Origin of the sequence: Shewanella sp. SG44-2 (genome assembly GCF_014164215.1) — a bacterium.
Taxonomy (GTDB): Bacteria; Pseudomonadota; Gammaproteobacteria; order Enterobacterales; family Shewanellaceae; genus Shewanella; species Shewanella frigidimarina.
Genome location: NZ_JACJEU010000009.1, coordinates 75883 through 99568, shown reverse-complemented (window position 1 = coordinate 99568; position 23686 = coordinate 75883). Strand labels below are relative to the sequence as shown.

20 protein-coding genes are annotated in these 23686 nt (G+C 41.6%); 16 read left to right on the top strand and 4 right to left on the bottom strand.

Features of this window, described 5'->3' with window-relative positions; all coding sequences use genetic code 11:
- Positions 1–91: 91 nt before the first annotated feature.
- From H5181_RS09520 to H5181_RS09455, 14 genes are all read left to right on the top strand, one after another.
- Positions 92–1249: an acyl-CoA dehydrogenase family protein gene (locus H5181_RS09520; RefSeq protein WP_011636814.1), complete on the top strand. Its 1158-nt coding sequence runs from the start codon at positions 92–94 to the stop codon at positions 1247–1249.
- A 50-nt stretch (positions 1250–1299) separates the two neighbouring features.
- Positions 1300–2082 (top strand): enoyl-CoA hydratase, encoded by a 783-nt coding sequence (locus H5181_RS09515; RefSeq protein WP_102037659.1) that lies wholly within the window; start codon positions 1300–1302, stop codon positions 2080–2082.
- On the top strand, positions 2082–3200 hold the full coding sequence (locus tag H5181_RS09510; protein WP_123884081.1) for an enoyl-CoA hydratase/isomerase family protein: 1119 nt from the start codon (positions 2082–2084) through the stop codon (positions 3198–3200). Before H5181_RS09515 ends, H5181_RS09510 begins: the two co-directional genes overlap by 1 nt.
- Positions 3201–3214: 14 nt before the next feature.
- The gene (gene mmsB / locus H5181_RS09505) at positions 3215–4114 is read left to right on the top strand and encodes a 3-hydroxyisobutyrate dehydrogenase (RefSeq protein WP_182750884.1); all 900 of its coding nucleotides are present in this window, start codon (positions 3215–3217) and stop codon (positions 4112–4114) included.
- Between the two features lie 12 nt (positions 4115–4126).
- Positions 4127–4885, top strand: a complete 759-nt coding sequence (locus tag H5181_RS09500) for an SDR family oxidoreductase (protein WP_102037211.1) — start codon at positions 4127–4129, stop codon at positions 4883–4885.
- A 201-nt stretch (positions 4886–5086) separates the two neighbouring features.
- Complete coding sequence (locus H5181_RS09495) at positions 5087–5293, top strand: hypothetical protein (RefSeq protein WP_011636819.1); 207 nt, start codon at positions 5087–5089, stop codon at positions 5291–5293.
- 7 nt (positions 5294–5300) lie between these two features.
- The gene (locus H5181_RS09490; protein WP_182750883.1) at positions 5301–6245 is read left to right on the top strand and encodes a DMT family transporter; all 945 of its coding nucleotides are present in this window, start codon (positions 5301–5303) and stop codon (positions 6243–6245) included.
- Positions 6246–6346: 101 nt separating this feature from the next.
- Positions 6347–7267, top strand: a complete 921-nt coding sequence (locus H5181_RS09485) for a M14 family metallocarboxypeptidase (protein ID WP_182750882.1) — start codon at positions 6347–6349, stop codon at positions 7265–7267.
- Between the two features lie 436 nt (positions 7268–7703).
- Complete coding sequence (locus tag H5181_RS20910; RefSeq protein WP_182750881.1) at positions 7704–8789, top strand: methyl-accepting chemotaxis protein; 1086 nt, start codon at positions 7704–7706, stop codon at positions 8787–8789.
- A 528-nt stretch (positions 8790–9317) separates the two neighbouring features.
- Entirely contained in the window at positions 9318–10268 is a 951-nt protein-coding gene (locus tag H5181_RS09475; RefSeq protein ID WP_182750880.1) for a hypothetical protein, read from the top strand.
- A gap of 428 nt (positions 10269–10696) precedes the next feature.
- Positions 10697–12289 (top strand): ABC-F family ATPase, encoded by a 1593-nt coding sequence (locus tag H5181_RS09470; RefSeq protein WP_081430125.1) that lies wholly within the window; start codon positions 10697–10699, stop codon positions 12287–12289.
- 158 nt (positions 12290–12447) lie between these two features.
- Entirely contained in the window at positions 12448–12813 is a 366-nt protein-coding gene (locus H5181_RS09465) for a hypothetical protein (protein WP_041413484.1), read from the top strand.
- Positions 12814–12839: 26 nt separating this feature from the next.
- Positions 12840–13646, top strand: coding sequence for an alpha/beta fold hydrolase (locus H5181_RS09460; protein ID WP_102036648.1), 807 nt, complete (start codon positions 12840–12842; stop codon positions 13644–13646).
- A 297-nt stretch (positions 13647–13943) separates the two neighbouring features.
- The gene (locus H5181_RS09455; RefSeq protein WP_182750879.1) at positions 13944–15950 is read left to right on the top strand and encodes a methyl-accepting chemotaxis protein; all 2007 of its coding nucleotides are present in this window, start codon (positions 13944–13946) and stop codon (positions 15948–15950) included.
- A 783-nt stretch (positions 15951–16733) separates the two neighbouring features.
- On the opposite strand, the gene H5181_RS09450 is transcribed toward H5181_RS09455, so the two are convergent.
- The 4 genes from H5181_RS09450 to H5181_RS09435 form a co-directional block, all read right to left on the bottom strand.
- Positions 16734–17276 (bottom strand): DUF1415 domain-containing protein, encoded by a 543-nt coding sequence (locus H5181_RS09450; RefSeq protein WP_182750878.1) that lies wholly within the window; start codon positions 17274–17276, stop codon positions 16734–16736.
- 29 nt (positions 17277–17305) lie between these two features.
- Positions 17306–17911, bottom strand: a complete 606-nt coding sequence (locus H5181_RS09445; protein ID WP_182750877.1) for a LysE family translocator — start codon at positions 17909–17911, stop codon at positions 17306–17308.
- A gap of 178 nt (positions 17912–18089) precedes the next feature.
- Positions 18090–18908, bottom strand: coding sequence for a DUF2797 domain-containing protein (locus tag H5181_RS09440; protein WP_123776964.1), 819 nt, complete (start codon positions 18906–18908; stop codon positions 18090–18092).
- A gap of 94 nt (positions 18909–19002) precedes the next feature.
- Positions 19003–19509, bottom strand: coding sequence for a glycine cleavage system protein R (locus H5181_RS09435; RefSeq protein WP_011636830.1), 507 nt, complete (start codon positions 19507–19509; stop codon positions 19003–19005).
- A 196-nt stretch (positions 19510–19705) separates the two neighbouring features.
- Between H5181_RS09435 and H5181_RS09430 the strand changes: the two genes are divergently transcribed.
- Together H5181_RS09430 and pstA are read left to right on the top strand one after the other, a co-directional pair.
- Positions 19706–21961, top strand: a complete 2256-nt coding sequence (locus H5181_RS09430) for an ABC transporter permease subunit (protein WP_011636831.1) — start codon at positions 19706–19708, stop codon at positions 21959–21961.
- 58 nt (positions 21962–22019) lie between these two features.
- The gene (gene pstA, locus H5181_RS09425; protein ID WP_182750876.1) at positions 22020–23681 is read left to right on the top strand and encodes a phosphate ABC transporter permease PstA; all 1662 of its coding nucleotides are present in this window, start codon (positions 22020–22022) and stop codon (positions 23679–23681) included.
- Positions 23682–23686 lie beyond the last annotated feature (5 nt).

Below are 23686 nucleotides of genomic sequence, written 5' to 3'. Positions count from 1 at the left end.
GCACCTAGTAATGAGTTAACTGCTTAAAGCGGTATGCGGCTAAGGCAATAAATGACCCAAGAGTCATCCAAGACAATATTAGGAGTCCAGCATGGATTTTAATTTAAACGAAGATCAGCGTCAGTTTGCTGATTTAGCCCGTCAATTTTCTGCCGAAGAACTCGCGCCATTCGCCGCCAAGTGGGACGAAGAACATCACTTTCCTAAAGACGTGATTCAAAAAGCTGGTGAGCTGGGGTTCTGTTCTTTGTACTCGCCAGAATCAGAAGGCGGTATGGGCTTATCTCGGTTAGATTCTTCGATTATTTTTGAAGAATTAGCCCATGGTTGTACAGCCACCACAGCAATGCTAACAATTCATAATATGGCCACTTGGATGGTGACTACGTGGGGCACTGAAACCTTACGTAAGCAGTGGTCAGAAGGCTTAACCACAGGGCAGTTATTAGCCTCTTACTGTTTAACAGAACCTGGTGCTGGCAGTGATGCAGCTTCATTGCAAACCAAAGCTGTGCGTGATGGTGATGATTACTTGATCACCGGTTCAAAAATGTTTATCTCTGGTGCGGGTGAAACCGAGCTTTTAGTGGTGATGTGCCGCACAGGTGAAGCAGGCCCTAAAGGGATTTCAGCGATTGCCGTACCTGCCGATGCGGCCGGTGTTACTTACGGAAAAGCTGAAGATAAAATGGGTTGGAACGCACAGCCAACAAGATTAATTAGTTTTGAAAACGTGCGCGTGCCTGCCGCTAACTTACTTGGCGAAGAAGGCCAAGGTTTTACCTTTGCGATGAAAGGCCTAGACGGCGGACGTATTAATATTGCTACCTGTTCAATAGGTACAGCGCAAGCTGCACTAACTCGTGCAACTGAATACATGAATGAGCGTAAGCAATTTGGTAAACCGCTAGCGGCATTCCAAGCATTGCAGTTCAAACTGGCTGACATGGCAACAGAATTGGTTGCTGCTCGTCAAATGGTACGTTTAGCGGCGTTTAAATTAGACACTCAAGACCCAGAAGCCAGCGCTTATTGTGCCATGGCGAAACGTTTTGCGACCGATGTAGGTTTCCAAGTGTGTGACGGTGCACTGCAAATTCACGGTGGTTACGGTTATATCCGTGAATATCCGCTAGAACGCCATTTCAGAGATGTGCGCGTGCACCAGATTTTAGAAGGCACTAATGAAATTATGCGCCTGATTATTGCTCGTCGTTTGCTCGCTAGCGATGCTCATCCAATCCTGTAATTAGCTGATCCACTCGTGACTCACTAGCTCTAGCATAAGGACATAGCATTATGACTGCACACCCTGCGATTCTTAAACATATAGTCGGCCACACGGCCATTTTGACCTTGAACAATCCGCCAGCCAACACCTGGACAGCAGACAGCTTGCAAGCACTGAAACACACAGTACTTGAACTGAATCAAAACAAGGACGTTTATGCCCTTGTGATTACCGGTCAAGGTGACAAGTTTTTCTCAGCAGGCGCTGATTTGAATTTGTTTGCCGACGGCGATAAACAAAATGCAGCCTCCATGGCAAAACATTTCGGTGAAGCGTTTGAAGCATTAAGTGCATTTAGAGGTGTTTCGATTGCGGCCATTAATGGTTATGCCATGGGTGGCGGGTTAGAAGTGGCATTAGCCTGCGATCTACGTATTGCAGAAGCGCAAGCCCAAATGGCATTGCCAGAGGCCTCAGTGGGGTTACTACCTTGTGCTGGTGGCACCCAAAACCTAACGGCTTTAGTGGGGGAAGGTTGGGCAAAACGGATGATTTTATGTGGCGAACGTATTGATGCCGCCAAAGCGGAGAAAATAGGCCTTGTTGAAGAAGTAGTAGGACAAGGTCAAGTCTTAGATGCTGCAGTGGCATTAGCCGCTAAAGTGGCTAAGCAATCACCTAGCAGTGTCAGCGTATGTAAAACCCTTATTCAAGCCGGACGAACTATGCCGCGGGCTCAAGCATTGCCGTTTGAGCGCGAAATGTTTGTGGACTTATTTGATACCGAAGATCAGGCTGAAGGTGTGAATGCCTTTTTACAAAAACGCACTCCAAACTGGAAGAACTGCTAATGACTCAAGATGTAATATTTCAAACCCAAGGCACGTTATCAGGTCAATCTATTGGCATGGTAACTCTGAATATTGAAAAAGCACTAAATGCATTAACCCTCGACATGGTTGCAGCAATGCAGGCACAACTCACCAAGTGGCAACAAGACGACAGCATTGCGTGTGTTGTGTTAGATGGCGCCGGCGAAAAAGCCTTTTGTGCTGGCGGCGATGTGCGCGCTATTTACCATGCATCTGTCGCCAACCCAAACAACATCACCACAGAAGCGTGTGAGTTTTTTACCCAAGAATACCAACTTGATTATTTACTGCATCAATTCGGCAAACCCGTTTTAGTATGGGGTGATGGTATTGTTATGGGCGGTGGACTTGGGTTAATGGCGGGCGGCAGTCATCGTGTTGTTACCGAGCGAAGCCGTATTGCAATGCCAGAGGTGACCATTGGTTTATATCCAGACGTTGGCGGCAGCTACTTTTTAAACCGTATGCCAGGTAAGACAGGATTGTTTTTAGGCTTAACCGCTTACAACATGAACTGTGCAGATGCGCTGTATGTTGGTTTAGGAAATCACATTCTTAATAGCGATGAAAAAGAGCCACTATACAATGCCATGGCTGAACTCGCTTGGAGTCAAGATAGTGAGCAAAATCATCAATTGCTAAGCGGATTGTTGACCAATATGAGTCAGCCGCATTTAGCGGCATTATCTATTAGCCCACTGCAACAATTCCAAGCACAAATCGATTTGTTGATGTCGGGTGACATCCTTGATGTGCATCATCAATTATCGTCATTAAACACTGATCTGGATTGGCTAAAACGAGCACAAAAAACCGCCTTAGCAGGTAGTCCAATAAGCTGGCATTTAATTTTTGCTCAGGCTGCACTTGGCACCGAAATGAGTTTGGCAGACTGCTTTAAGTGGGAGTTAGGTGTAAGCGTCAATTGCTGCTCTATGGGTGATTTTTGCGAAGGTGTTCGCGCCTTATTGATTGATAAAGATCGTCAACCTAAATGGTTATTTGCAGATGTAGACGCAGTGGATGCGAATAAAGTGACCCAATTGGTTACCTCGCCTTGGGCTGAAGATAAACACCCATTAGCAGACTTTACTTAAAAAGGATTAACGACATGGCAACAGTAGCATTTATTGGTTTAGGTAACATGGGTGGCCCAATGGCGGCCAATTTAATTAAAGCGGGTATGACAGTCACAGTGTTTGACTTAAATCCTACAGCAGTCGAAGCGTTAACAGCTCAAGGTGCACTCAGCGCTAAAACAGCATGCGGCGCAGCGGCAGCCGCCGATTTTGTGATTACCATGCTGCCAGCAGGCAAGCATGTACGCAGCTTGTACCTAGGCGATGACAATAATAAAGGTTTGTTAGATGTCGTGTCTAAACAGGCATTATTGATAGATTGCTCAACCATTGATGCCGACAGCGCCCGTTTAGTTGGGGCAAAAGCCGCTGAAAAGGGCATCGAATTTATGGATGCGCCAGTATCTGGCGGTACAGCAGGCGCAGCAGCCGGTACCTTAACCTTTATTTGTGGTGGTAGTGAAGCCGCCTATCAACAAGCCCAAACGGTATTAACGGTTATGGGTGGCAATATATTTCACGCCGGTGCAGTAGGTGCAGGTCAAATAGCAAAGATTTGTAATAACATGCTGTTGTCTGTGTTGATGGTGGGTACTAGCGAATCGTTACAACTTGGTTTGGATAATGGTTTAGATCCTAAAGTGTTGTCTGATATCATGAAAGTCAGTAGCGGCGGTAACTGGACGTTAGAAAAGTACAACCCATGCCCAGATGTGATGGAAAATGTGCCGTCGTCAAAAGGTTACCAAGGTGGTTTTATGGTTGACTTGATGGTTAAAGATTTAGGGTTGTCGCAAGAAGCGGCAGTCGCCTCTAATTCAAGTACACCTATGGGTTCCTTGGCTCGTAGCTTATATGTTAATCATGCTCGCCAAGGCCATGGCCGTCGCGATTTTTCGAGTATTTTTGAACAATTTTCAAAGAAAAAATAAAGGATTCAGTTGATGGAATTAAAAGATAAGGTTGTCGTCATTACTGGCGGAGCAGGTGGGTTAGGTTTAGCTATGGCGCATGATTTAGCTGCCCAAGGTGCTAAATTGGCGCTTATCGATGTTGATCAGGCTAAACTTGAACAAGCTTGTGCTGATTTAGGTTCTGTAACTGAAGTTCAAGGTTATGCATTAGACATTACCGATGAAGAAGATGTGGTCTCTGGCTTTAAATTTATCGTTGAAGACTTTGGCAAAGTGAATGTATTAATTAACAATGCCGGTATTTTACGTGATGGGCTAATGATTAAAGCCAAAGATGGCGTAGTGACTGACCGCATGTCATATCAGCAGTTCCAATCTGTTATCAATGTTAATTTAACTGGCACCTTTTTATGTGGTCGCGAAGCCGCAGCAGCGATGATTGAAACCAAGCAAGCTGGGGTTATTATCAATATCTCTAGCGTTGCTAAAGCCGGTAACATGGGACAATCTAATTATTCAGCGTCTAAAGCGGGCGTTGCGGCTATGGCGGTTGGTTGGGCAAAAGAGTTAGCTCGCCATAATATTCGCAGCGCAGCAGTTGCTCCTGGAGTTATTGCTACCGAAATGACCGCAGCAATGAAACCAGAAGCATTAGAGCGTTTAGAAAAAATGGTCCCAGTAGGGCGCTTAGGTCAGCCAGAAGAAGTGGCTGCAACGGTGCGGTTTATTATCGAAAACGATTACGTTAACGGTCGTGTATTTGAAATTGACGGCGGTATTCGCTTATAAGCGATAGAGTGATGCTTTTGCTCATTATCTGTTCGCTCAGCGCAATATAACGCGTTGAGCACTTTCATATAATGAATGTGATTGGTATTCCCTGTATTCAGTTTGTTATGATGTTGTCACGCCGAGCTTATGCTCGGCGTGGCTTTTTTACTTTTAAGGATTAATGACGTGGCGAAGTTAGAATACCTGCTAAAAAAAATCATGCTAATCGTAGGCATTCTGGGCGTGATTATTATCTATGGCGGATTTTTGTATTTATTATTTTCAGGTCGCTCAACTGCTGCGCTACCGTGGTTTTTACTCCTTTCACCGTGGATTTGTGTTTACTTTGGTTTAACCCACGTACAGCAAGTGGCTGTAATACAGTGGTTTACTCATAAATTTAGTTTCAAAAAATCGACTAAGTAACTCTGTTATGTCTAGCTTATCCGCATTTTTATCAAGGTTTTCTATCGCTTTGTATACCTTAATTGCCTTGGTCGCATTTGCTGCCAATTCAGTTTTGTGTCGCATGGCGTTATCGACTCAACAAACTCCGGCACTCATCGATCCCAGTAGTTTTACTGCAATTCGTTTAACCGCAGGTGCGTCGGTATTGTGGTTGTTAATGCTGTTGCGAAGTACTAAAACCACAGTGAGTAACTCTACTAGCCGTGGCAGCATGTTTGCAGGGGCATTGTTGTTTATCTACGCGGTGACTTTTTCATACGCCTATGTGTTACTTGATACCGCGACCGGAGCACTAATTTTGTTTGCCGCAGTGCAAATTAGCATGATGTTAATCAGCTATTTTCAAGGCCAGCGGTTAACGCTACTTGAGTGGATAGGCGCATTATTGGCATTCAGTGGATTTGCTTATTTAGTATTACCTGGCGTAAGCGCGCCTTCGATGACCGGATTAGTATTAATGGCGATCAGCGGTTGTGCTTGGGGCGGGTATACTTTGTTAGGTAAAAAGTCAGTTAACCCATTATTTGATACAGGTTATAACTTTATTCGCAGCCTACCTTTGGTTGTGGTGATGATATTGGTGGTGTGGCTCCTGCCTCAATTAACCTCAGCGACACAATTAGTCTCAATATCACAAGTAACAGTATTGTCTGCTAAAGGCATATTGTTGGCTGTGTTATCGGGTGCAATGGCATCGGGTATTGGTTATGCGTTGTGGTATCAAGCATTGCGCGGACTCACATCAACCCATGCTGCGGTTTTACAATTAACGGTACCTGTGATTGCCGCAGTGGGCGGTATTCTCTTTTTAGATGAAGTGATCAGTTTTCACCTTAGTGTATCGGCGGGCATTATTTTTGTTGGGATTGCATTGGTTATTTTTGCTAAATCCCATCCAGTTAGCCAATAAAGCGGCATATAAGTAAACAAATAGTTGAGCAATAAACATCAGTTAACAACAAGTGACTTACACATACATAACTCAATAAAATAAACGATTAACGAGGTTATATGAGCAATTCAACACCGTATCCAATTGGTACACCAGGTCAAAAATGGACCGACGCAGACAAAGCACAATGGTTGGCACAAGTTGCCATAAAGCGCTCATATCAAGATGAAGTGGTGAGTAAACTGGCTCAGATTAATGGTCCGTTTGAACAGGTACAATACGGCGCATTATCTTATGACGCTAATAAATATCCACTGTTTGCTTTTAAATCTCAGCAATGGGATAGCAATAAGAAAACCATTCTAGTGACTGGTGGAGTACATGGTTATGAAACGAGCGGCGTACATGGTGCTATTCAGTTTTTAGCCACTAAAGCACAGGATTATACTCAGTATTTTAATGTGGCCATCGCGCCGTGTGTTAGCCCGTGGGGTTATGAGACCGTTAACCGTTGGAATCCTAAAGCCATCGATCCTAATCGCTCTTTTTATGCTAATAGTCCTGCAGAAGAGTCTGCCGCGCTGATGGCATTTGTGGCAAGTTTGGGAGATGTATATGCCCATATCGATTTGCATGAAACGACTGACACTGATGAGTTAGAGTTTAGACCTTTGCTGTCTGCGCGTGATGGCATTGAATACGATAAAGGCATTATCCCTGATGGTTTCTATTTAGTCGGCGACAGTGATAACCCAACTCCAGCCTTCCAAAAAGCAGTGATTGATTCTGTGGCTAAAGTGACTCACATTGCGCCTGACGACAATGGACAATTAATTGAAGTGCCGATAGAGCAATTTGGGGTGATTAATTACCCGGTTAAAAAACTCAGTTTATGTGCCGGGATTACTGACAATCACTTCAATACCACTACTGAGGTTTATCCGGACAGTCCACACGTGACAGCACAAGAATGTAACGATGCTCAAGTTGCTGCCATTACTGGTGGATTAGATTACATAGTGGCTTATTTAGAACTGTAAAACGCTTATGCGGCTAGAGTTAGCGGTATTTCTACAAAACGTTTTACATCTTAGCGTTAGGGCGCAATCTGCGCCCTCATCTATAACTGCACTTTGAGTGGTAGCGGGGTGAATACTCGTTACCACTCTTATTAAGTGTCCTGCCTTTATTTACCATCTTAGCCCTACAGCATTTAAATTTTCTAGCAGCATGTTGCTTTGGTGTTGATGCTTTCAGCATAGAATGGTATCGCTACATGCCATTTTGTGGCCAGTTAATCAATAATAAAAATAATGAGTTGAATATCACAAATCAATAGGATAGGACTTAGAGATATTTAAATTAGAATTTACTATATAAGGATATTGCCTTAAGTATGTATCATTATTCTGATTAAAAGTGATTATATTTTTGGTGTTTGTATCATTTCTATTTTAGCCATTGAATGAGATCATTATGTTTACGACTACAAAAAAATATCAAATAAAGTGTCAACAAAATGAAGCACTAATTCAAAGCGTTCAACGACTAGAGCAGGAAAACCAGCAATTAACTCTGCACAATGATGAATTAAAAACGCAAGTAAGCCTCAATCAGGCCAATCAAGAAGAGCTGTTTTTTGAACAGCAATTATTAAACTGTACTATTGAATGTATTAAGCATATTGAGGGGGTTCGTGAAACAGTTTTATCGTCATATCAAGCTATCGATCGTGAAAATCAATCAACCAATGTGATCAGTGAATTACTCCATTCATCGAGTGATTCTCTTAGTCGTATTGTGGCTGAAATGAATTCGTTAACATCGAAGATGGGCATGCTAACTGAGAATATTTCTGGTCTTTCTAAAATGGCCGATAACATCAATTTGTTCGTTTCGACTATTTCAAAAATTTCTGCGCAAACAAATTTATTAGCACTTAATGCCGCAATAGAAGCTGCGCGCGCAGGTGAAGCGGGTCGAGGATTTAGTGTCGTGGCCGACGAAGTCCGTTCATTAGCCAATAATACTCAAACTTCCGCAAACGAAGTGTCTGAACTGGTCAATAAAATTATTGATACCACCTCAACAACCGTTGAATCCGTCAGTGTTATTCAAAATAGTAATGGTGATTTATCATTAGGTGTTGAAAAGCTTGATGCTGACTATGTCGAGATTATTGATTGCTGTACATCGATGAAAAACACCATTAGCCACGCATCATTAAGAACCTTTATTCAAACTGTAAAACTAGACCATATTGTGTGGAAAGGTGAAATCTATGCCGTTGCTCATGGCTCTAGTCAAAAATCAATTGATAGTTTTGCTGATCATACAATGTGTCGATTAGGCAAATGGTATCAAAGTAGTGGTAAGAATGATTTTGCCGCCAATAATGCCTTTCGTTCGTTAGAGGTTCCACATAAAGAAGTGCATGCTAATGGAGTAAAAGCATTAGAGTTGATCATCAAAGGTGATAAAAAGACCGCGATTGACCATTTAACTAAAATGGAAAAAGCCAGTCAACAAGTCATGCATTACCTTGATCAACTGAGCCAATAGATAAGGTCTCATGTCTCGTAGAGTTAGCAACGGGAAAGCTTAGGTAAATAGGTTGACTAGATAGTATTTTTCCTGCTATTTCCCCAGCCATAACCGCTAGTGAAAGGTTTACGGACGCTTAGCTTACCGCCACATGTATTAACTGCATTTTATGGCGTTGTAGAATTTAAAGAGAAAGGCACTAATATTCTCGTCGTCATTAATTATAATTGTTAATGCCGTTATCTATTTTACATTGCCAATGTGTCGTTTTATTTTATCACACCATTTCTCATCATTTAGCTTGTTAGAAAGTCACTTCCTTGTGTCTAATATTGAGGTCCACAAGCGCTAAAAAATAACTGTAATGCTATTTTTGAGATGTTACTGTTATCGACCTCTGAATATATTTGGGTATAATAACCCTGAATTGTTAGTCGAAAGGAATCAATACAAGACTAACTGCGCATACGTAAATCCATAATTTACTTTTTGTTATTGATTGGTATTAAATACCAATTGCATATTTTTTATTCATAAAGGATTAAAATGAAAAATACTCTGTTTCTATATCTATTTCTTCTCGTTATTGCCCCTAATGCTGCACACGCTAAAGCAGGCTTAATTTCATTTGGTGGCGAAAATATTGTCCCTGTAGTGGAATTGCCAAATGATGAACGTTTTCAAACCGTTGATGGGGATTATGTTGATATTGGTTATATTTATAAATCAGTTGAAATACTATTTATCCCCCTGTGGAATTATGACGGTCGGTTTGCTGGCATGCTGCCACAACAAGACGCGTATATAGACCTCACTCCTTTGCAAGTGACAGGGCTGACTTTGGAAGCTGGCATGGTGCTTCCTGAAGCGCCATATCTTGATTTTTGGCATCGCATAGGCGGTAAAATAGTTTGTTTAGTTCTTTGTGGAGCATTAGCGCTTTACGTTAGACGTAATATGCAGAAAAAAGCGTCATATTTTAGCTCGTTGCCCACAGGCCGAGAACGATTAAAAGATATCTTAGTGAATAGCAATGAGTTTGTTGAGTTAGCGGTATCAGTGCTTGAGCAAGACGATAAATTCAAAGTACAAGGTCTCGAGTTTATTGCGGCGAAAAAGTATTTTAATAATGTCATTTCGATATCGGTATTCGATATGAATAAGGTCTCGATTGAACAAGTTCAAGCACAAAATGATGACTTATTTAATAGATTGCTAGGGCTGAAAAAAATGCTCGCCATGAAATCGCAAAATACGATTCATTATCTTTACTTTACCTTCGATAGCTCGCCAACAGCTGCAGAAATCACCGCATTGAAAAAGTTGAGAAAACGTAAAATATCCAAAGCAAGCAATCTTATTCCGATTATTATCGATTTTGAAAAGCAGGTTATCGAGAGTGCTATGGGTGTTTATCCATCTAAAAAGATTCTACAGAACTGTTTTACCCAAGCAGAAACTCACTTAGATGAAATTGTAGAACCTGCCAAAGTATAACAATTGACAAGTTTGTTATGGAATACGCCAAAATGGCACATTTTGGCGTGTTCATTCAATTCCTTAGCCCAAGTTAATGTTAAAAACAGAAAAGTTATTGCCGGCGCCGAAAGCCAGATTTAGTTTTCGGCGTTAAAGGTAGGCCATCAAGTTATTGCCATTACAACATTCACATAGATGATCTCATACCGGTTCACATCGAAGCATTATCATAAAAGTCGATTGAATTTGTATAGCCTATTCTTTATTGCTAGGTTGATAATTAGGCCAAAAATCCTTACACTGTCGCGCTTCGCATTTACCTCGGCTCTGCCGTATGCCAGTTTCAATATCATTTTTGTTCGCTTGAGTCATATAGACGTCAACTCGAGCAAGTAGACTACAATTTGATATGGGCTTTAACACACAACACGATTTGGAATTTCATTTTGATTACAACAGCTAACATCACGATGCAGTTTGGCGCTAAGCCACTGTTTGAAAATCTCTCAGTAAAATTTGGTGGCGGTAATCGCTACGGTTTAATTGGCGCGAATGGTTGTGGTAAATCCACCTTTATGAAAATCCTTGCCGGTGATTTAGAGCCATCAAGCGGTAACGTCTCTATAGATGTTAACGAACGCATGGGTAAATTAAACCAGGATCAGTTTGCCTACGAAAGTTTTTCAGTCGTTGACACCGTGATCATGGGCCACAAAGAGTTGTGGGAGGTCAAGCAAGAGCGTGATCGTATTTATTCTTTACCTGAAATGAGTGAAGAAGACGGAATCAAAGTCTCTGAGCTTGAGATGGAATTTGCTGAAATGGACGGTTACACTGCTGAATCTCGCGCAGGTGACTTACTTTTAGGCGTGGGCATTGCCATTGAACAACATTTCGGTTTAATGAGTGAGATTGCACCAGGCTTTAAATTGCGGGTGTTATTGGCGCAAGCATTATTCTCAAACCCAGATTTACTGTTACTTGATGAACCTACCAACAACTTGGACATCGATACGATTCGCTGGTTACAAGACATGTTGAACCAACGTAACAGCACCATGATTATTATTTCGCATGACCGTTATTTCTTAAATTCAGTGTGTACTCACATGGCTGACTTAGATTACGGTGAACTACGAGTGTTCCCTGGCAACTACGACGAATACATGATGGCTGCACAGCAATCACGTGAACGTTTAATGAGTGACAACGCCAAGAAAAAAGCGCAAATAGCTGAATTACAAACGTTCGTAGCACGTTTCTCTGCCAATGCATCTAAAGCTAAACAAGCTACATCACGCGCTAAGCAAATTGATAAAATTAAGCTTGATGACATCAAAGCATCGAGCCGTGTAAACCCATTTATTCGTTTCGAACAAGAAAAGAAATTGTTCCGTAATGCACTTGTGGTTGAAAATTTAGCCAAAGGTTACGACAAACCATTATTTAGCAAGCTTAACCTAATGGTTGAAGTGGGTGAGCGAATTGCTATCTTGGGTCAGAACGGTATTGGTAAAACGACTTTATTACGCACTTTAGTTCATGATATTCCACAAGACGAAGGAACGATTAATTGGTCTGAAAATGCCAATATTGGTTACTACGCACAGGATCATGAAGCTGATTTTGCTAATGACATGACTTTGTTCGAATGGATGAGTCAATGGCGTAAAGAAAACGATGATGATCAATCCGTTCGCGGTATTTTAGGTCGTATGTTGTTTGGTGCAGATGACATTAAAAAGTCAGTTAAAGTGTTGTCTGGTGGTGAGAAAGGCCGTATGTATTTCGGTAAACTTATCATGCAAAAAGCCAACATCTTGTTACTCGATGAGCCAACCAACCACATGGATATGGAATCTATTGAGTCATTAAACAATGCGCTTGAAAAATACGAAGGCACCTTAATGTTCGTCTCACATGACCGTGCATTCGTTTCATCTTTGGCCACTCGTATTATTGAAATCACTGAAACCGGCATTAATGATTTCAAAGGTTCTTACGACGAATTTTTGGCAAGTAAAGGTATCGACGCGTAATTTTCATTTACTGCGAATAACCGTTATACCCAATAGCTACGTATTAACACCATTAGCCCTGAACAAAAGTTCGGGGCTTTTTGTTTTTATTTACCCTGCTAAGCCATATACTCTATTGATATAAATCAATGGTATTACCTACAACAGGCATCTATTTTATGAGCATCACCCATGAGCAAGTCGCATCAACCTTGAATGATTTGAAATGTCGTACTAATTTTAATATTAAGAATGTCACCGAATACATGCTGCCTGAGTTAAAAGAGCCTGTTTATTTGCATGTAGAAGGAAAAACGCCATTACTGATTATTCGTCCGGCATTTGAAGTGTTTTCGACTGAACTGGCTACCATTGACGGGGTACACGCTAAATATGATTACTATCACAATGCCCAAATGACCCGATTCCCAACTCGTCAAAACAAAGGCTTAAATGAAATTCACTACGGTTTAGCCTTTCGATTTGATACCACAGATGCCATTAAATTATTTATTAATAGATTGATTGAAATAGTAAAAGGATAAGTGACTCATTAAGGGAGCCCAACATCATGACAGAGCAATTTAATATTAATCAGTTTAATTGTTCCATCAGTGGTAAAGGGCCAACTCTTATTTGGGCTCATGGTTCAACAGGCTGTATTCAAAGTGAAGATGCCATTGGTTTATATGCTTGGCATCGATTTCCTAAAAAATTGCAGCTGATTCGTTATGACGCAGTTGGTCATGGTTTGTCTTCTGCCGGTAAGTGCGTAGAAGACTATTTATGGCCAGAACTGGCCAATGACATGATAAGTGTAGCGACGCATTGTAAAGCAACGTCAGAGCTTATTTTAGGTGGCCAATCAATGGGCAGTGCCACAAGTTTATATGCAGCGTTGAAGCATCCAGGCATGGTAAAAGGATTGATCTTAATGAATCCACCAAACGCATGGCATGCACGGGCGGCACAAGTGGATGAATATCATAAAATGGCAAAAGCAGCTCGTATTTTTGGTGGTAAAGGTTTAGCTAAAATAAGTGCTAAACATTGGGATAAATTACTTCCTAATTGGCTGATTAATGGTCATGAGCACAGCGTGCTAGGAATGCTCGATGGGTTAAAACAGATGACTCGCCAAACTCTTGATCAGTTGTTTCGTGCCGCAGCCCTTAATGATTTGCCAAATAAGCAGCTGCTTAGCGGATTGACAATGCCAACGCTTATTTTAGCCTGGCATGGCGATAAGACCCATCCGGTTGAAACCGCCATTGAATTGCACCAAACATTACCCAATTCGACTTTACACATTGCTGACTCAGTAGATGAAGTCAATGAATGGCCTGAATTGATCAGCGAGTTTTGTTTTCGTTTATAAATCGTTATCGATAGTGAGAAGATTCGTTTTCAGTTGATTTTATCACGGTAGCTTTACACGCTAAATTCATTCACTCAATTTCATCGTCTGAGATGCAGATTGCATTGGGTTCACGCAGGAGAAAAGATAGTAACTACTCAATTATATGTATTTAAAGCATTATTAAATTAAAAGAAACTAAATTAGCTGTGAGCTAGATCTGAGTTTGTTGTAAAGTCTTTACCAAAATCTATCAATGTGGTTTATGGTTTGGTGTAGAAAAACGTATTTACCGAAAGAGTTTTAAAAGGATGATGTATGAATTGGCAATGGATTAGCAACCTCAAAATTTCGCGTAAACTGGCTTTACTTGTAATCCCCCCGTTATTAACCAGTATTCTATTTGGTGGTATGTACCTTAATAATGAATACAACACTCAGCATCGGTTAGCACTGATTATTGATTTAACCCAGGTTGCCATTATCAATAGCTCATTAGTACATGAACTGCAAAAAGAGCGTGGCATGAGTGCCGGTTTTCTCAGTTCTAAAGGCCAAGCATTTAAAGACAATTTAACTAACCAACGTGCTGAAACAGACATACAAATTCAACGTTTTAATCTTGTTGCTCAGCAAGAGAATTTTCCACAACAACTGCAATCCACATATAGTGAAGTTGCCGCTGCATTTAATCAGCTAAGCCAAATACGTAAAAATGTCACAGCGTTAAACATTAGCGTCGCAGAGCAGGTTAGTTATTATACCCGCATCAATACCCTATTATTATCAATGGTTGATAATGCTGCTAGCCAGAGTTTAGACAGCCAAATAGCCATAAAGCTCAAAGCATTTGCGGCATTTTTACAATTAAAAGAACGAGCAGGAATAGAGCGTGCTGTCCTCAGCACCACTTTTGGCCGCAGTGAATCTCCCCCTGGGTCATATCGAAAATTTGTCACGCTAGTGGCAGAGCAACAAACTTATGCAGAACGGTTTATTGCCGCTGCCAGCCCAGAAAACATCCGTATTTTTAAACAAGCACAACAAGACAGTGCTATGGCGAGTGTTGACCAACTTCGTGAAATTGCCTTTGCACAAGACAGCGTCGCAATGGCACAACAAAGCCCAGAAGATTGGTTTAAAATATCGACGGCACGGATTGAATTGCTAACTCAACTAGAAAAACAATTCAGCCAAGACTTGTCACAGTTAAGCCAAGATAAATTGTCACAAGCAACTGAGCATATGTATCTCACTGGCGCTGTGTTATTGCTGGCTCTTATTTTTGCTATTGTGATGAGCATGGTTGTTTCTCGCTACTTACATCGTAGCTTAAGTGTGCTACACAAACAGGTGCTACATGCAGGCACTCAATTTGATTTAACCACTCGCTTAAGCCATCAGTCAGATGATGAATTTGGTCAAATTTCGATAGCATTCAATCAAATGATGGCAGAGTTTGAACTTGTTATTACCCAAGTGCGTCGTAATGCATTGAGTTTGGTTCATGCGGTTGAAAAAATGAATGGTTTTACTCACTCAATGCAAGCAGATGTTGAACAAGGTTCGTCAGAAGCTGAGCAAGTCGCTTCTGCGATGACTGAGATGAGTGCCACGGTCCACGAAATTGCCGCTAATGCAGTGCAGGTTTCAGAAGCATCAGCCAATGCCAATATCGAAGTGCAGAGTGGTAACAACGACGTTAGTAAAACCAGTGATGCGATTCAATTGTTGGCTAAAGAAATTGCCAACGCTGCGCAAAGTATTGAACGTTTAGATAAAGATGTACAAGATATTGTGACCATTTTAGCGGTCATCAGCTCTATTGCTGACCAAACTAATTTACTCGCATTAAATGCGGCAATCGAAGCAGCTAGAGCGGGTGAGCAAGGAAGAGGTTTTGCCGTTGTTGCAGATGAAGTGCGTACCTTAGCTCAGCGCTCACAACGTTCAACAGAAGACATTAAAGCGATGACCGAGCGTCTTAAAGCGGGGGCGGCCACTGCCGTCAGTGCTATGCAGCGAGGCCAGGTACAAGCACAACAAAGTGTTACAGAATCTCAACATGCAGGCAATGAGCTTAAATTGATTGCTCAACACGTTGGTGTGATTGACAGCATGAACCAACAAATTGCCGCTTCAACACATGAACAATCAGCCGTGGCTGAGGAAGTGAATCGTAATGCGATGAAAATCACTGAGATCTATCACCATACGCAGGAGATATCACATCAGATTGCTTTGCTAAATGATAATTTATTGAGTGATGCCAGTGACATGTCACAACAAGTCAGCAAATTTATCTTATCTACTACGACAAGCTAAAACGATAACGAGCGAGAAAAGCGGTAACGTCGATGACAATCTACGCGAAGATGACAAGCGAAAAAACAGCGAACGAGCCTAGATGCTAGAACGCTTGTCATCGCTCGTTATCGTTTTCATCACTTGCTCGCTTAATCTGCTTTTATAGCCGCGCAGCGATCTAGCAGGACGAAGTCCGCCCTAGTCTCTAGGCTATAAATGGATAACAAGCGGTAAGGGCGATGACAATCTAAGCAAAGATAGCAAGCGAACAAGCCTAGATGCTAAAACGCTTGTCATCGCTCGTTATCGTTTTCATCACTTGCTCGCTTAATCTGCTTTTATAGCAGCGCAGCGATCTAGCAGGACGAAGTCCGCCCTAGTCACTAGGCTATAAATGGATAACAAGCGGTAAGGGCGATGACAATCTAAGCAAAGATAGCAAGCGAACAAGCCTAGAGGCTAAAACGCTTGTCATCGCTCGTTATCGTTTTCATCACTTGCTCGCTTAATCTGCTTTTATAGCAGCGCAGCGTCTAGCAGGACGAAGTCCGTCCTAGTCCCTAGGCTATAAATGGATAACAAGCGGTAAGGGCGGTGACAATCTAAGCAAAGATAGCAAGCGAACAAGCCTAGATGTTAGAACGCTTGTCATCGCTCGTTATCGTTTTCATCACTCGCTCGCTTAATCTGCTTTTATAGCAGCGCAGCGATCTAGCAGGACGAAGTCCGCCCTAGTCTCTAGGCTGTTAATCGCTTGTCATCGCTAGTCACCGCTCTTTATAGCCTGTGACCTTTCTCAACTCATTTGGTGCAATGTTGCAGTAATTGGACAAAGAAATCGCTTCCTTTTCGTTCTGCAAACGCAATATTTCGCTCAGGAATAGATTCCGGATCAGTATAGTTGGCTAATGCCATTTCCATGCTGGCTTCGCGGATAATATGCAGGCAAGGGTAGGGGGAACGATTGGTAAAATTAGCTGCACTGTTTTGTGGTTCTCCTTCAAAACAATAGTCCGGATGAAATGTCGCTAATTGATAAACACCCTCATAACCTTGTTCAATTAGTTCATCTGTAGCGTAATCAACTAAATCTAAATAAGGGTAAAAACCTTCAAAACCTCGCGGCAAAATAAACAGGGTTGTTTCAGTGTCAGGATGATTATCTAAGTATTGGCATTCTTCAATCAACGCCTTTAGCACAGCCTTTGTTTTAGTTTCTTCAATGGCAACATAGCGAATGCTTGCTCGTTCGACTTCTCGACGGGCAAATGGGCAAATGTTGTATTTCATAATGACATCTTTTACCCAAATTTCGGTATGAGCAAGACATTCATGTTGTTCCATTACTTAACCCTTTATCGCTATTAAATTGATTAGTGTGTTGTTGGCGGTAACATCATTGGGATGATCGATGCCACTAATAATAAAGCCATAGTGATATTAAAAATACGTTGTTGACGCTCATTTTTAAGTAACCGTTTTAGTGCCACCCCAAATCCTAACCAGACAATCGCACAGGGAAAGGCGACACATAAAAACACACTCGCTATGGTCATCACCTGGCTATTAAGTTCTTGTTGTACTGAGGTAAATGTTGCTATAGCACCAACAGCCATAATCCAGCCTTTCGGATTAACCCATTGAAACGCTGCAGCTTGTAAAAAAGTAAATGGTTTACTCACCTGCTTGCCTTCCATTTTATTGCTGCTATTAGCGATGAGCCATGATAAATACAGCAAATAGCTAATTCCAATTACCTTAATCACAATATGAATGAAAGGATAAGCTTGAAATATTGCACTTAACCCAAGCCCGACCGCTAATATCATGGTCGGAAATCCTAAGCTAATACCCATTAGATGAGGAATGCTGCGTTTAATACCAAAATTCACACCTGAGGTCATCAACATGATGTTGTTTGGGCCTGGAGTAATTCCGGCAGAAAAAGCAAATAAAGCAATGGCGAATACTAACTCCATGAACAAATCTCTTTGGGTTATATTTTTTAGAAGCAGAATTTTAGGGGATTTTAGTCATTCACCATAATGAATTTTTTAGCAGTTGCGCAAATTAATTGTTTTATAAGCGCTACAACTGGCTTGCTGCTGTGTTTCTTCGCCAACATCTGGCAATAAAGCACAACAGCAAGCAAGTAAGTTAATAGCTCACTTCGATTTCGTAAGATGAGAATTTACGAATATTAATCACACCAGTATCAAAAATAAGGTATTGGCCTTTAATGCCCTGCAAAATACCTGTTACTTCAGCAATTTTATCAAAATTATGCGATTTAACTTTAATTGGAAATTGCGTTATTGGGTAACTAATGGCTTGAATGTTCGCGTCTAGACGTTCAATAACAATGTCCTGGTATTCGGCCGCGAGAGCTTGCAGTTTATCTTCAATTAACGGGATAAGTTTGGCTGCTTGTTCAACCAAATCGACATCATCATTATGGCCTTTTAGCATAGCCTGCCAATGGGTTTTGTCGTTAATGAATTTGGCTAATTCAATTTCAATTAAGCCTGACATTTTACGTGTCGACACTTTAAAAATAGGTAAGCCTTGGGTTGCGCCTTGGTCTATCCAACGGGTTGGGATTTGAGTATGGCGGGTAATACCGACTTTAATGCCTGAAGTGTTCGATAAATAAACATAGTGGGGTACAAAGCAATTTGACATGGCCCATTCTGGTTCGCGACAAGTACCTTGATCAAAATGGCATGTTTCTGGCTTCATTATACACAAGTCGCAACTGGCCAGTTTTGACATGCATACGTAGCAGTGACCTTGAGAATAACTTTTCTTGGTCTTTTTACCGCAGTTGCTGCAAAAAATATTACCTGTATGAGTCATGGTTAATGACTTACCAATAAGCGGGTTAAGGGCTAAACGCGCTTCACCAACAGGTAAATGGTACTCCACCTCATGGTTATCATTGAGGTGGGTTTTCAGTTTTGATAGCGTTCCAAACATGGTTAATCCATTTTTATCATCATTATTTTGTGGCAGTTTAACAGATGATCAAAATGGATTTTAGGCTTAATTCGTTCTAAATGTTCAAATCAACTTATGCCGATTTACTCAGTTTATCTAATACAACATCATCACCCATTTCATACAGTGATGCTGTAATTTGCTCTTCTTGGCTTGGGTCGGTTAACCCTAATGCCATCGTTGCTCTAAATAATGCAATACCGGTGTGGCTTGCTGTTTCATATTGGCTACTAAATTGTTCTATATTTACGCCTAGAGCATTCATTTTATTAGATATATGTAACACAATCCCAGGACGATCATATGCGACTAAGTTATAGTGCAAATGTTTAATCGGTTTAGCACTTAATGTTGTTTTAGCAAAGGTTAAGGTTAAGCCGTCAATGCATTCTAAGGCGTCAATTAACTCATCCCATTTTAGAGCTGGAACTTCTAATTGTAATATTGCAGCAAAAATACCGTCTATATGGCGCATTTCAGAGTCTAGCCAATTGCCACCATGGCGACTAACTACATTAGCAATTTGTTCTACTAAGCCTTTTCTATCAGGTGCTTGAAGAGTAATAAGATAACGCATCATTCGATATTTCTCCTATAAGTAATGTCTGTAACACAAATGTCATATTTACGTCATATAATCGCAGCCACTTAAGATTGTGTTATTGTTTTACTGTGGTTTACTTTCATTTATTTAGTAATAAATAATTATTGTTAGCATAGTAGACTACACATTCAAAGCGCTAATTATGGCATCGATTAATTATTAGAGGTTCTTAATGGAAAGTCAGGTCAATAAACCTGGTTCTGCGGAAAAAAGTCTACTCGTTGATAGACATGCAACCCGCAGAGCATTTAAGGATAAAGCAGCAGAGATTGGGGTAACCGTTGGTGGCACATTAGTGTTTGTCACCCTGTTATTAATATTTTTCTATTTGCTGTATGTCATCAAGCCCATTTTTGATGGAGCGCATATAGAACCTGTTACCAGTGTGAGTTATCAACATACTGATGCGAAAACCTTAACTGTTGGCAGTGATGAACAAAACGAAGTGCTTTATCGAGTGACCGAATCGGGTGTCGTTGATTTTTATTCAGCCGCTAGCGGTGAATTGATTTCATCTTTTAAGCCAAAAATCCCTGAAGGCACAACGGTAACCAGCAGCGCAAAATCAAGCCCAAGCGAGCAACGTTTTGCATTAGGGCTGAGTAACGGCCAAGTGATTGTTGTCGGCATTGAGTTTGGATTAACTTACCCAGACAATAAACGTGTCATTACACCCTCTTTGCGTTATCCGATGGGTGAAACGCCTTTGACGATTAATAGTGACGGTGCGGTTTATAATCTGGTGTTTGATTTTAGCGACAGTCGCATGAGCTTTGCATACCAAGACGCCAAAGGTGCTTGGAAGCTTAATCGCCAAGAAGGCGAAGAAAACATGATGACTGAAGAAGTTGAATGGTCATCTGTTGAAGTATTTATAAGCGATGCTCCTAGTAATGTTATATCAGCGATAATGACTCCTGATCACCGTCAGCTTATTTTGAGTGCTAATAATAAACTGTTTATTTATAACACTCGCGATGCCGACTCTGTTGAGTTACTTCAAGTTGTCGATGTTCAAAAAGTAAATGCTGAAGTTAAGCAAGTAAATTTACTTGCCGGTGCCAGCTCTATTTTGGTGAGTTATGACAGCGGTATAGTGAGTCAGTACTTCCAAGTTAATAGCGAAAAAGGTCGTTTATATCAGCAGATTCGTGAGTTTGATGATCTTGCTCCTGTTAGTGTAATGGCAACAGAGTTTTATCGTAAAAGCTTTGCCGTGCTGAGTGCAGAAGGGGAGTTAACACTGCTTTATACGACCAGTGAACGTCAGTTATTCGACGAGAAATTTCAGTTAACCAACCCCGGTAAAATGGGCTTTAGCCCGCGTTCAAACGCCTTGGTGATTGAAGCCGATAACAAACTTAACCTGTTCTCTGTTGAAAATGATCATCCAGAAATATCCTGGAGCGCACTGTGGGAAAAAGTGTGGTACGAAGGTTACCCTGAACCACAATATGTGTGGCAGTCGACTTCAGGTTCTGACGACTTTGAAGCCAAATTAAGCTTAATGCCACTGGCATTTGGCACCATGAAAGCGGCATTTTACGCCATGCTATTTGCCGCGCCATTGGCGATTGCTGGGGCGATTTATACCGCTTACTTCATGACACCTAAAGTGCGTAATGTCGTTAAACCTACCATTGAAATTATGGAAGCATTACCGACAGTAATTTTGGGTTTCTTGGCCGGTTTATGGTTAGCGCCACTGATTGAAGATCATTTGCCCGGTATTGTGGTGTTATTGATGTTATTGCCCACATCAATACTTGCCACTGCTTTTGCCTGGAGTAAATTGCCTGAAAAATGGAAGCATCGTCTACCAGAAACCTACCAAGAACTAATGCTATTACCGGTGATTATATTTATTGGTTGGTTCTCTTTTGAGATAAGCCCAGTGATTGAAGTGGCATTATTTGATGGCAATACTCGTCAATTTATTACTAATGATTTAGGCATCACTTTCGACCAACGTAATGCGCTGGTTGTGGGTATTGCCATGGGGTTTGCGGTAATTCCAACCATTTTCTCAATTGCTGAAGATGCGATTTTCTCTGTGCCGCGTCATTTATCAAACGGCAGTTTGGCACTGGGTGCAACAAACTGGCAAACCTTGACTAAGGTGGTATTACTTACCGCCAGCCCGGGTATTTTCTCGGCCATTATGATGGGCTTAGGCCGTGCAGTGGGTGAAACCATGATTGTGTTAATGGCAACCGGTAATACTGCAATCCTTGAGTGGAGTGTATTTGAAGGTATGCGTACCTTAGCGGCAAACATTGCTGTAGAAATGCCTGAGTCGGCCATTGGCAGTACGCATTATCGCGTATTGTTCTTAGCTGCCTTTGTATTGTTCGTGTTCACCTTCTTCTTTAATACCATTGCTGAAGTTGTTCGCCAACGTTTACGCGAACGTTATAGCTCACTGTAAGGAAAGATGATGACTCAATTAATGATTAATTCGCCAATCGCCTTGAGAGGTTTGTGCAATGGGTAAGTGGTTTAAATCAGGTTCACCGTGGATTTGGATGACCGGTGGTGCCGTTAGTATCAGTTTGATTGCCGTTTTAGGCTTACTACTGTTAATCGCGTGGCGTGGCTTGAGCTACTTCTGGCCTGCTGATGTTTACGAATGGCAACTCGAAGACAACAATGGCGTTAAAAGTACCTTAATTGGTGAGATTTACGACCGTGAAGAGGTGCCTACAGAGCGCTTAATTTCAGCTGGTCATAAATTTACCAAACACCCTGGTGAGTTTGTTACTCGTTACTTGGTAAAAACCGGTAACCGTGAGTTTGTTGGTCTAGATTTCCGTTGGATTTTGGGAACCGATATCGTTAGCCGCTCTATGCCCACTGATGTCGCTAAACTTGAACGAACTAAAAACGGTAATTTTTACGGTTATCCTGTTGCGGTAATCGAAGACGGTAAACGCTTAGAGTTAACTAATGAAGCAGACATAGAAGCGTCTTTGTTCGACCATATCGACCGCGCAGTGGCAATTTCTGATCAAGCCTTGGCGTTGCAAAAAAGCGATATTGGCTCGATAAATTATCAAATGGAACGTCTACGTTTGAAAGAACGTGGTTATGAGCTTGATGGCGAATTAACCGCTGAGCGTAAAGCAGACATCAAAGCGCAAATCGGACAGCTTAACAAAGACTACTTAGTGCTTGAAAAAGACTTGTTTGCCCTGCGTGATAAAGCAGCTCGTGATTCTGTTGTAGTGAAAGATATGCGCGGTGTTGAAGTCACCTTGCAACTGGACTCTATTCTAGACGTCAGTTACGTCAATCACATGAACTTACTCGGTAAAGTGGGCCACTGGTTTGTGGGAATTGGTCGCTTTGTTAGTGATGACCCACGTGAAGCCAATACTGAAGGTGGTGTTTTTCCCGCTATTTTTGGTACGGTATTTATGGTGATGCTCATGGCTGTTATCGTAACGCCATTTGGGGTTATTGCTGCTATTTACTTGCATGAATACGCCAAGAAAGGCCCTATTACTAAGCTTATCCGTATTGCGGTAATTAACTTAGCCGGTGTACCGTCAATTGTTTATGGTGTGTTTGGTTTAGGTTTCTTTGTGTACATGATGGGCGGCTCAATTGACCAATTGTTCTTCCCTGAGGCGTTACCAGCACCCACATTTGGCTCTCCTGGAGTGATTTGGTCTGCATTAACCTTAGCCATTTTAACCTTGCCAGTGGTCATTGTATCAACCGAAGAAGGCTTAAGCCGAATTCCGAGTGCAGTGCGTCAAGGCAGCTTAGCATTAGGCGCGACTAAAGCTGAGACCTTATGGCGCATTGTGATCCCAATGGCAAGCCCAGCCATTATGACGGGTTTGATTTTAGCCGTGGCACGTGCTGCCGGTGAAGTAGCACCGTTGATGTTAGTGGGGGTGGTAAAATTAGCCCCAACATTACCGATTGATATGAACTTCCCGTTTGTGCATTTAGAACGTAAGTTCATGCACTTAGGTTTCCATATTTACGATGTAGGCTTCCAAAGCCCTAACGTAGAAGCAGCACGCCCATTGGTGTATGCAACTTCGTTCTTATTAGTATCTGTAATTGTTGCTCTTAATTTAACCGCTATCAGCGTGCGCAACCATTTACGTGAAAAATTCCGTTCGCTAGAACATTAATTAGC

Bases quoted from the DNA above. Each gene is read 5' to 3' on its own strand.
- H5181_RS09520 (WP_011636814.1), top strand. From the start codon at position 92: ATGGATTTTAATTTAAACGAAGATCAGCGTCAGTTTGCTGATTTAGCC.
- H5181_RS09515 (WP_102037659.1), top strand. From the start codon at position 1,300: ATGACTGCACACCCTGCGATTCTTAAACATATAGTCGGCCACACGGCC.
- H5181_RS09510 (WP_123884081.1), top strand. From the start codon at position 2,082: ATGACTCAAGATGTAATATTTCAAACCCAAGGCACGTTATCAGGTCAA.
- mmsB (WP_182750884.1), top strand. From the start codon at position 3,215: ATGGCAACAGTAGCATTTATTGGTTTAGGTAACATGGGTGGCCCAATG.
- H5181_RS09500 (WP_102037211.1), top strand. From the start codon at position 4,127: ATGGAATTAAAAGATAAGGTTGTCGTCATTACTGGCGGAGCAGGTGGG.
- H5181_RS09495 (WP_011636819.1), top strand. From the start codon at position 5,087: ATGCTAATCGTAGGCATTCTGGGCGTGATTATTATCTATGGCGGATTT.
- H5181_RS09490 (WP_182750883.1), top strand. From the start codon at position 5,301: ATGTCTAGCTTATCCGCATTTTTATCAAGGTTTTCTATCGCTTTGTAT.
- H5181_RS09485 (WP_182750882.1), top strand. From the start codon at position 6,347: ATGAGCAATTCAACACCGTATCCAATTGGTACACCAGGTCAAAAATGG.
- H5181_RS20910 (WP_182750881.1), top strand. From the start codon at position 7,704: ATGTTTACGACTACAAAAAAATATCAAATAAAGTGTCAACAAAATGAA.
- H5181_RS09475 (WP_182750880.1), top strand. From the start codon at position 9,318: ATGAAAAATACTCTGTTTCTATATCTATTTCTTCTCGTTATTGCCCCT.
- H5181_RS09465 (WP_041413484.1), top strand. From the start codon at position 12,448: ATGAGCATCACCCATGAGCAAGTCGCATCAACCTTGAATGATTTGAAA.
- H5181_RS09460 (WP_102036648.1), top strand. From the start codon at position 12,840: ATGACAGAGCAATTTAATATTAATCAGTTTAATTGTTCCATCAGTGGT.
- H5181_RS09455 (WP_182750879.1), top strand. From the start codon at position 13,944: ATGAATTGGCAATGGATTAGCAACCTCAAAATTTCGCGTAAACTGGCT.
- H5181_RS09450 (WP_182750878.1), bottom strand. From the start codon at position 17,276: ATGGAACAACATGAATGTCTTGCTCATACCGAAATTTGGGTAAAAGAT.
- H5181_RS09445 (WP_182750877.1), bottom strand. From the start codon at position 17,911: ATGGAGTTAGTATTCGCCATTGCTTTATTTGCTTTTTCTGCCGGAATT.
- H5181_RS09440 (WP_123776964.1), bottom strand. From the start codon at position 18,908: ATGTTTGGAACGCTATCAAAACTGAAAACCCACCTCAATGATAACCAT.
- H5181_RS09435 (WP_011636830.1), bottom strand. From the start codon at position 19,509: ATGATGCGTTATCTTATTACTCTTCAAGCACCTGATAGAAAAGGCTTA.
- H5181_RS09430 (WP_011636831.1), top strand. From the start codon at position 19,706: ATGGAAAGTCAGGTCAATAAACCTGGTTCTGCGGAAAAAAGTCTACTC.
- pstA (WP_182750876.1), top strand. From the start codon at position 22,020: ATGGGTAAGTGGTTTAAATCAGGTTCACCGTGGATTTGGATGACCGGT.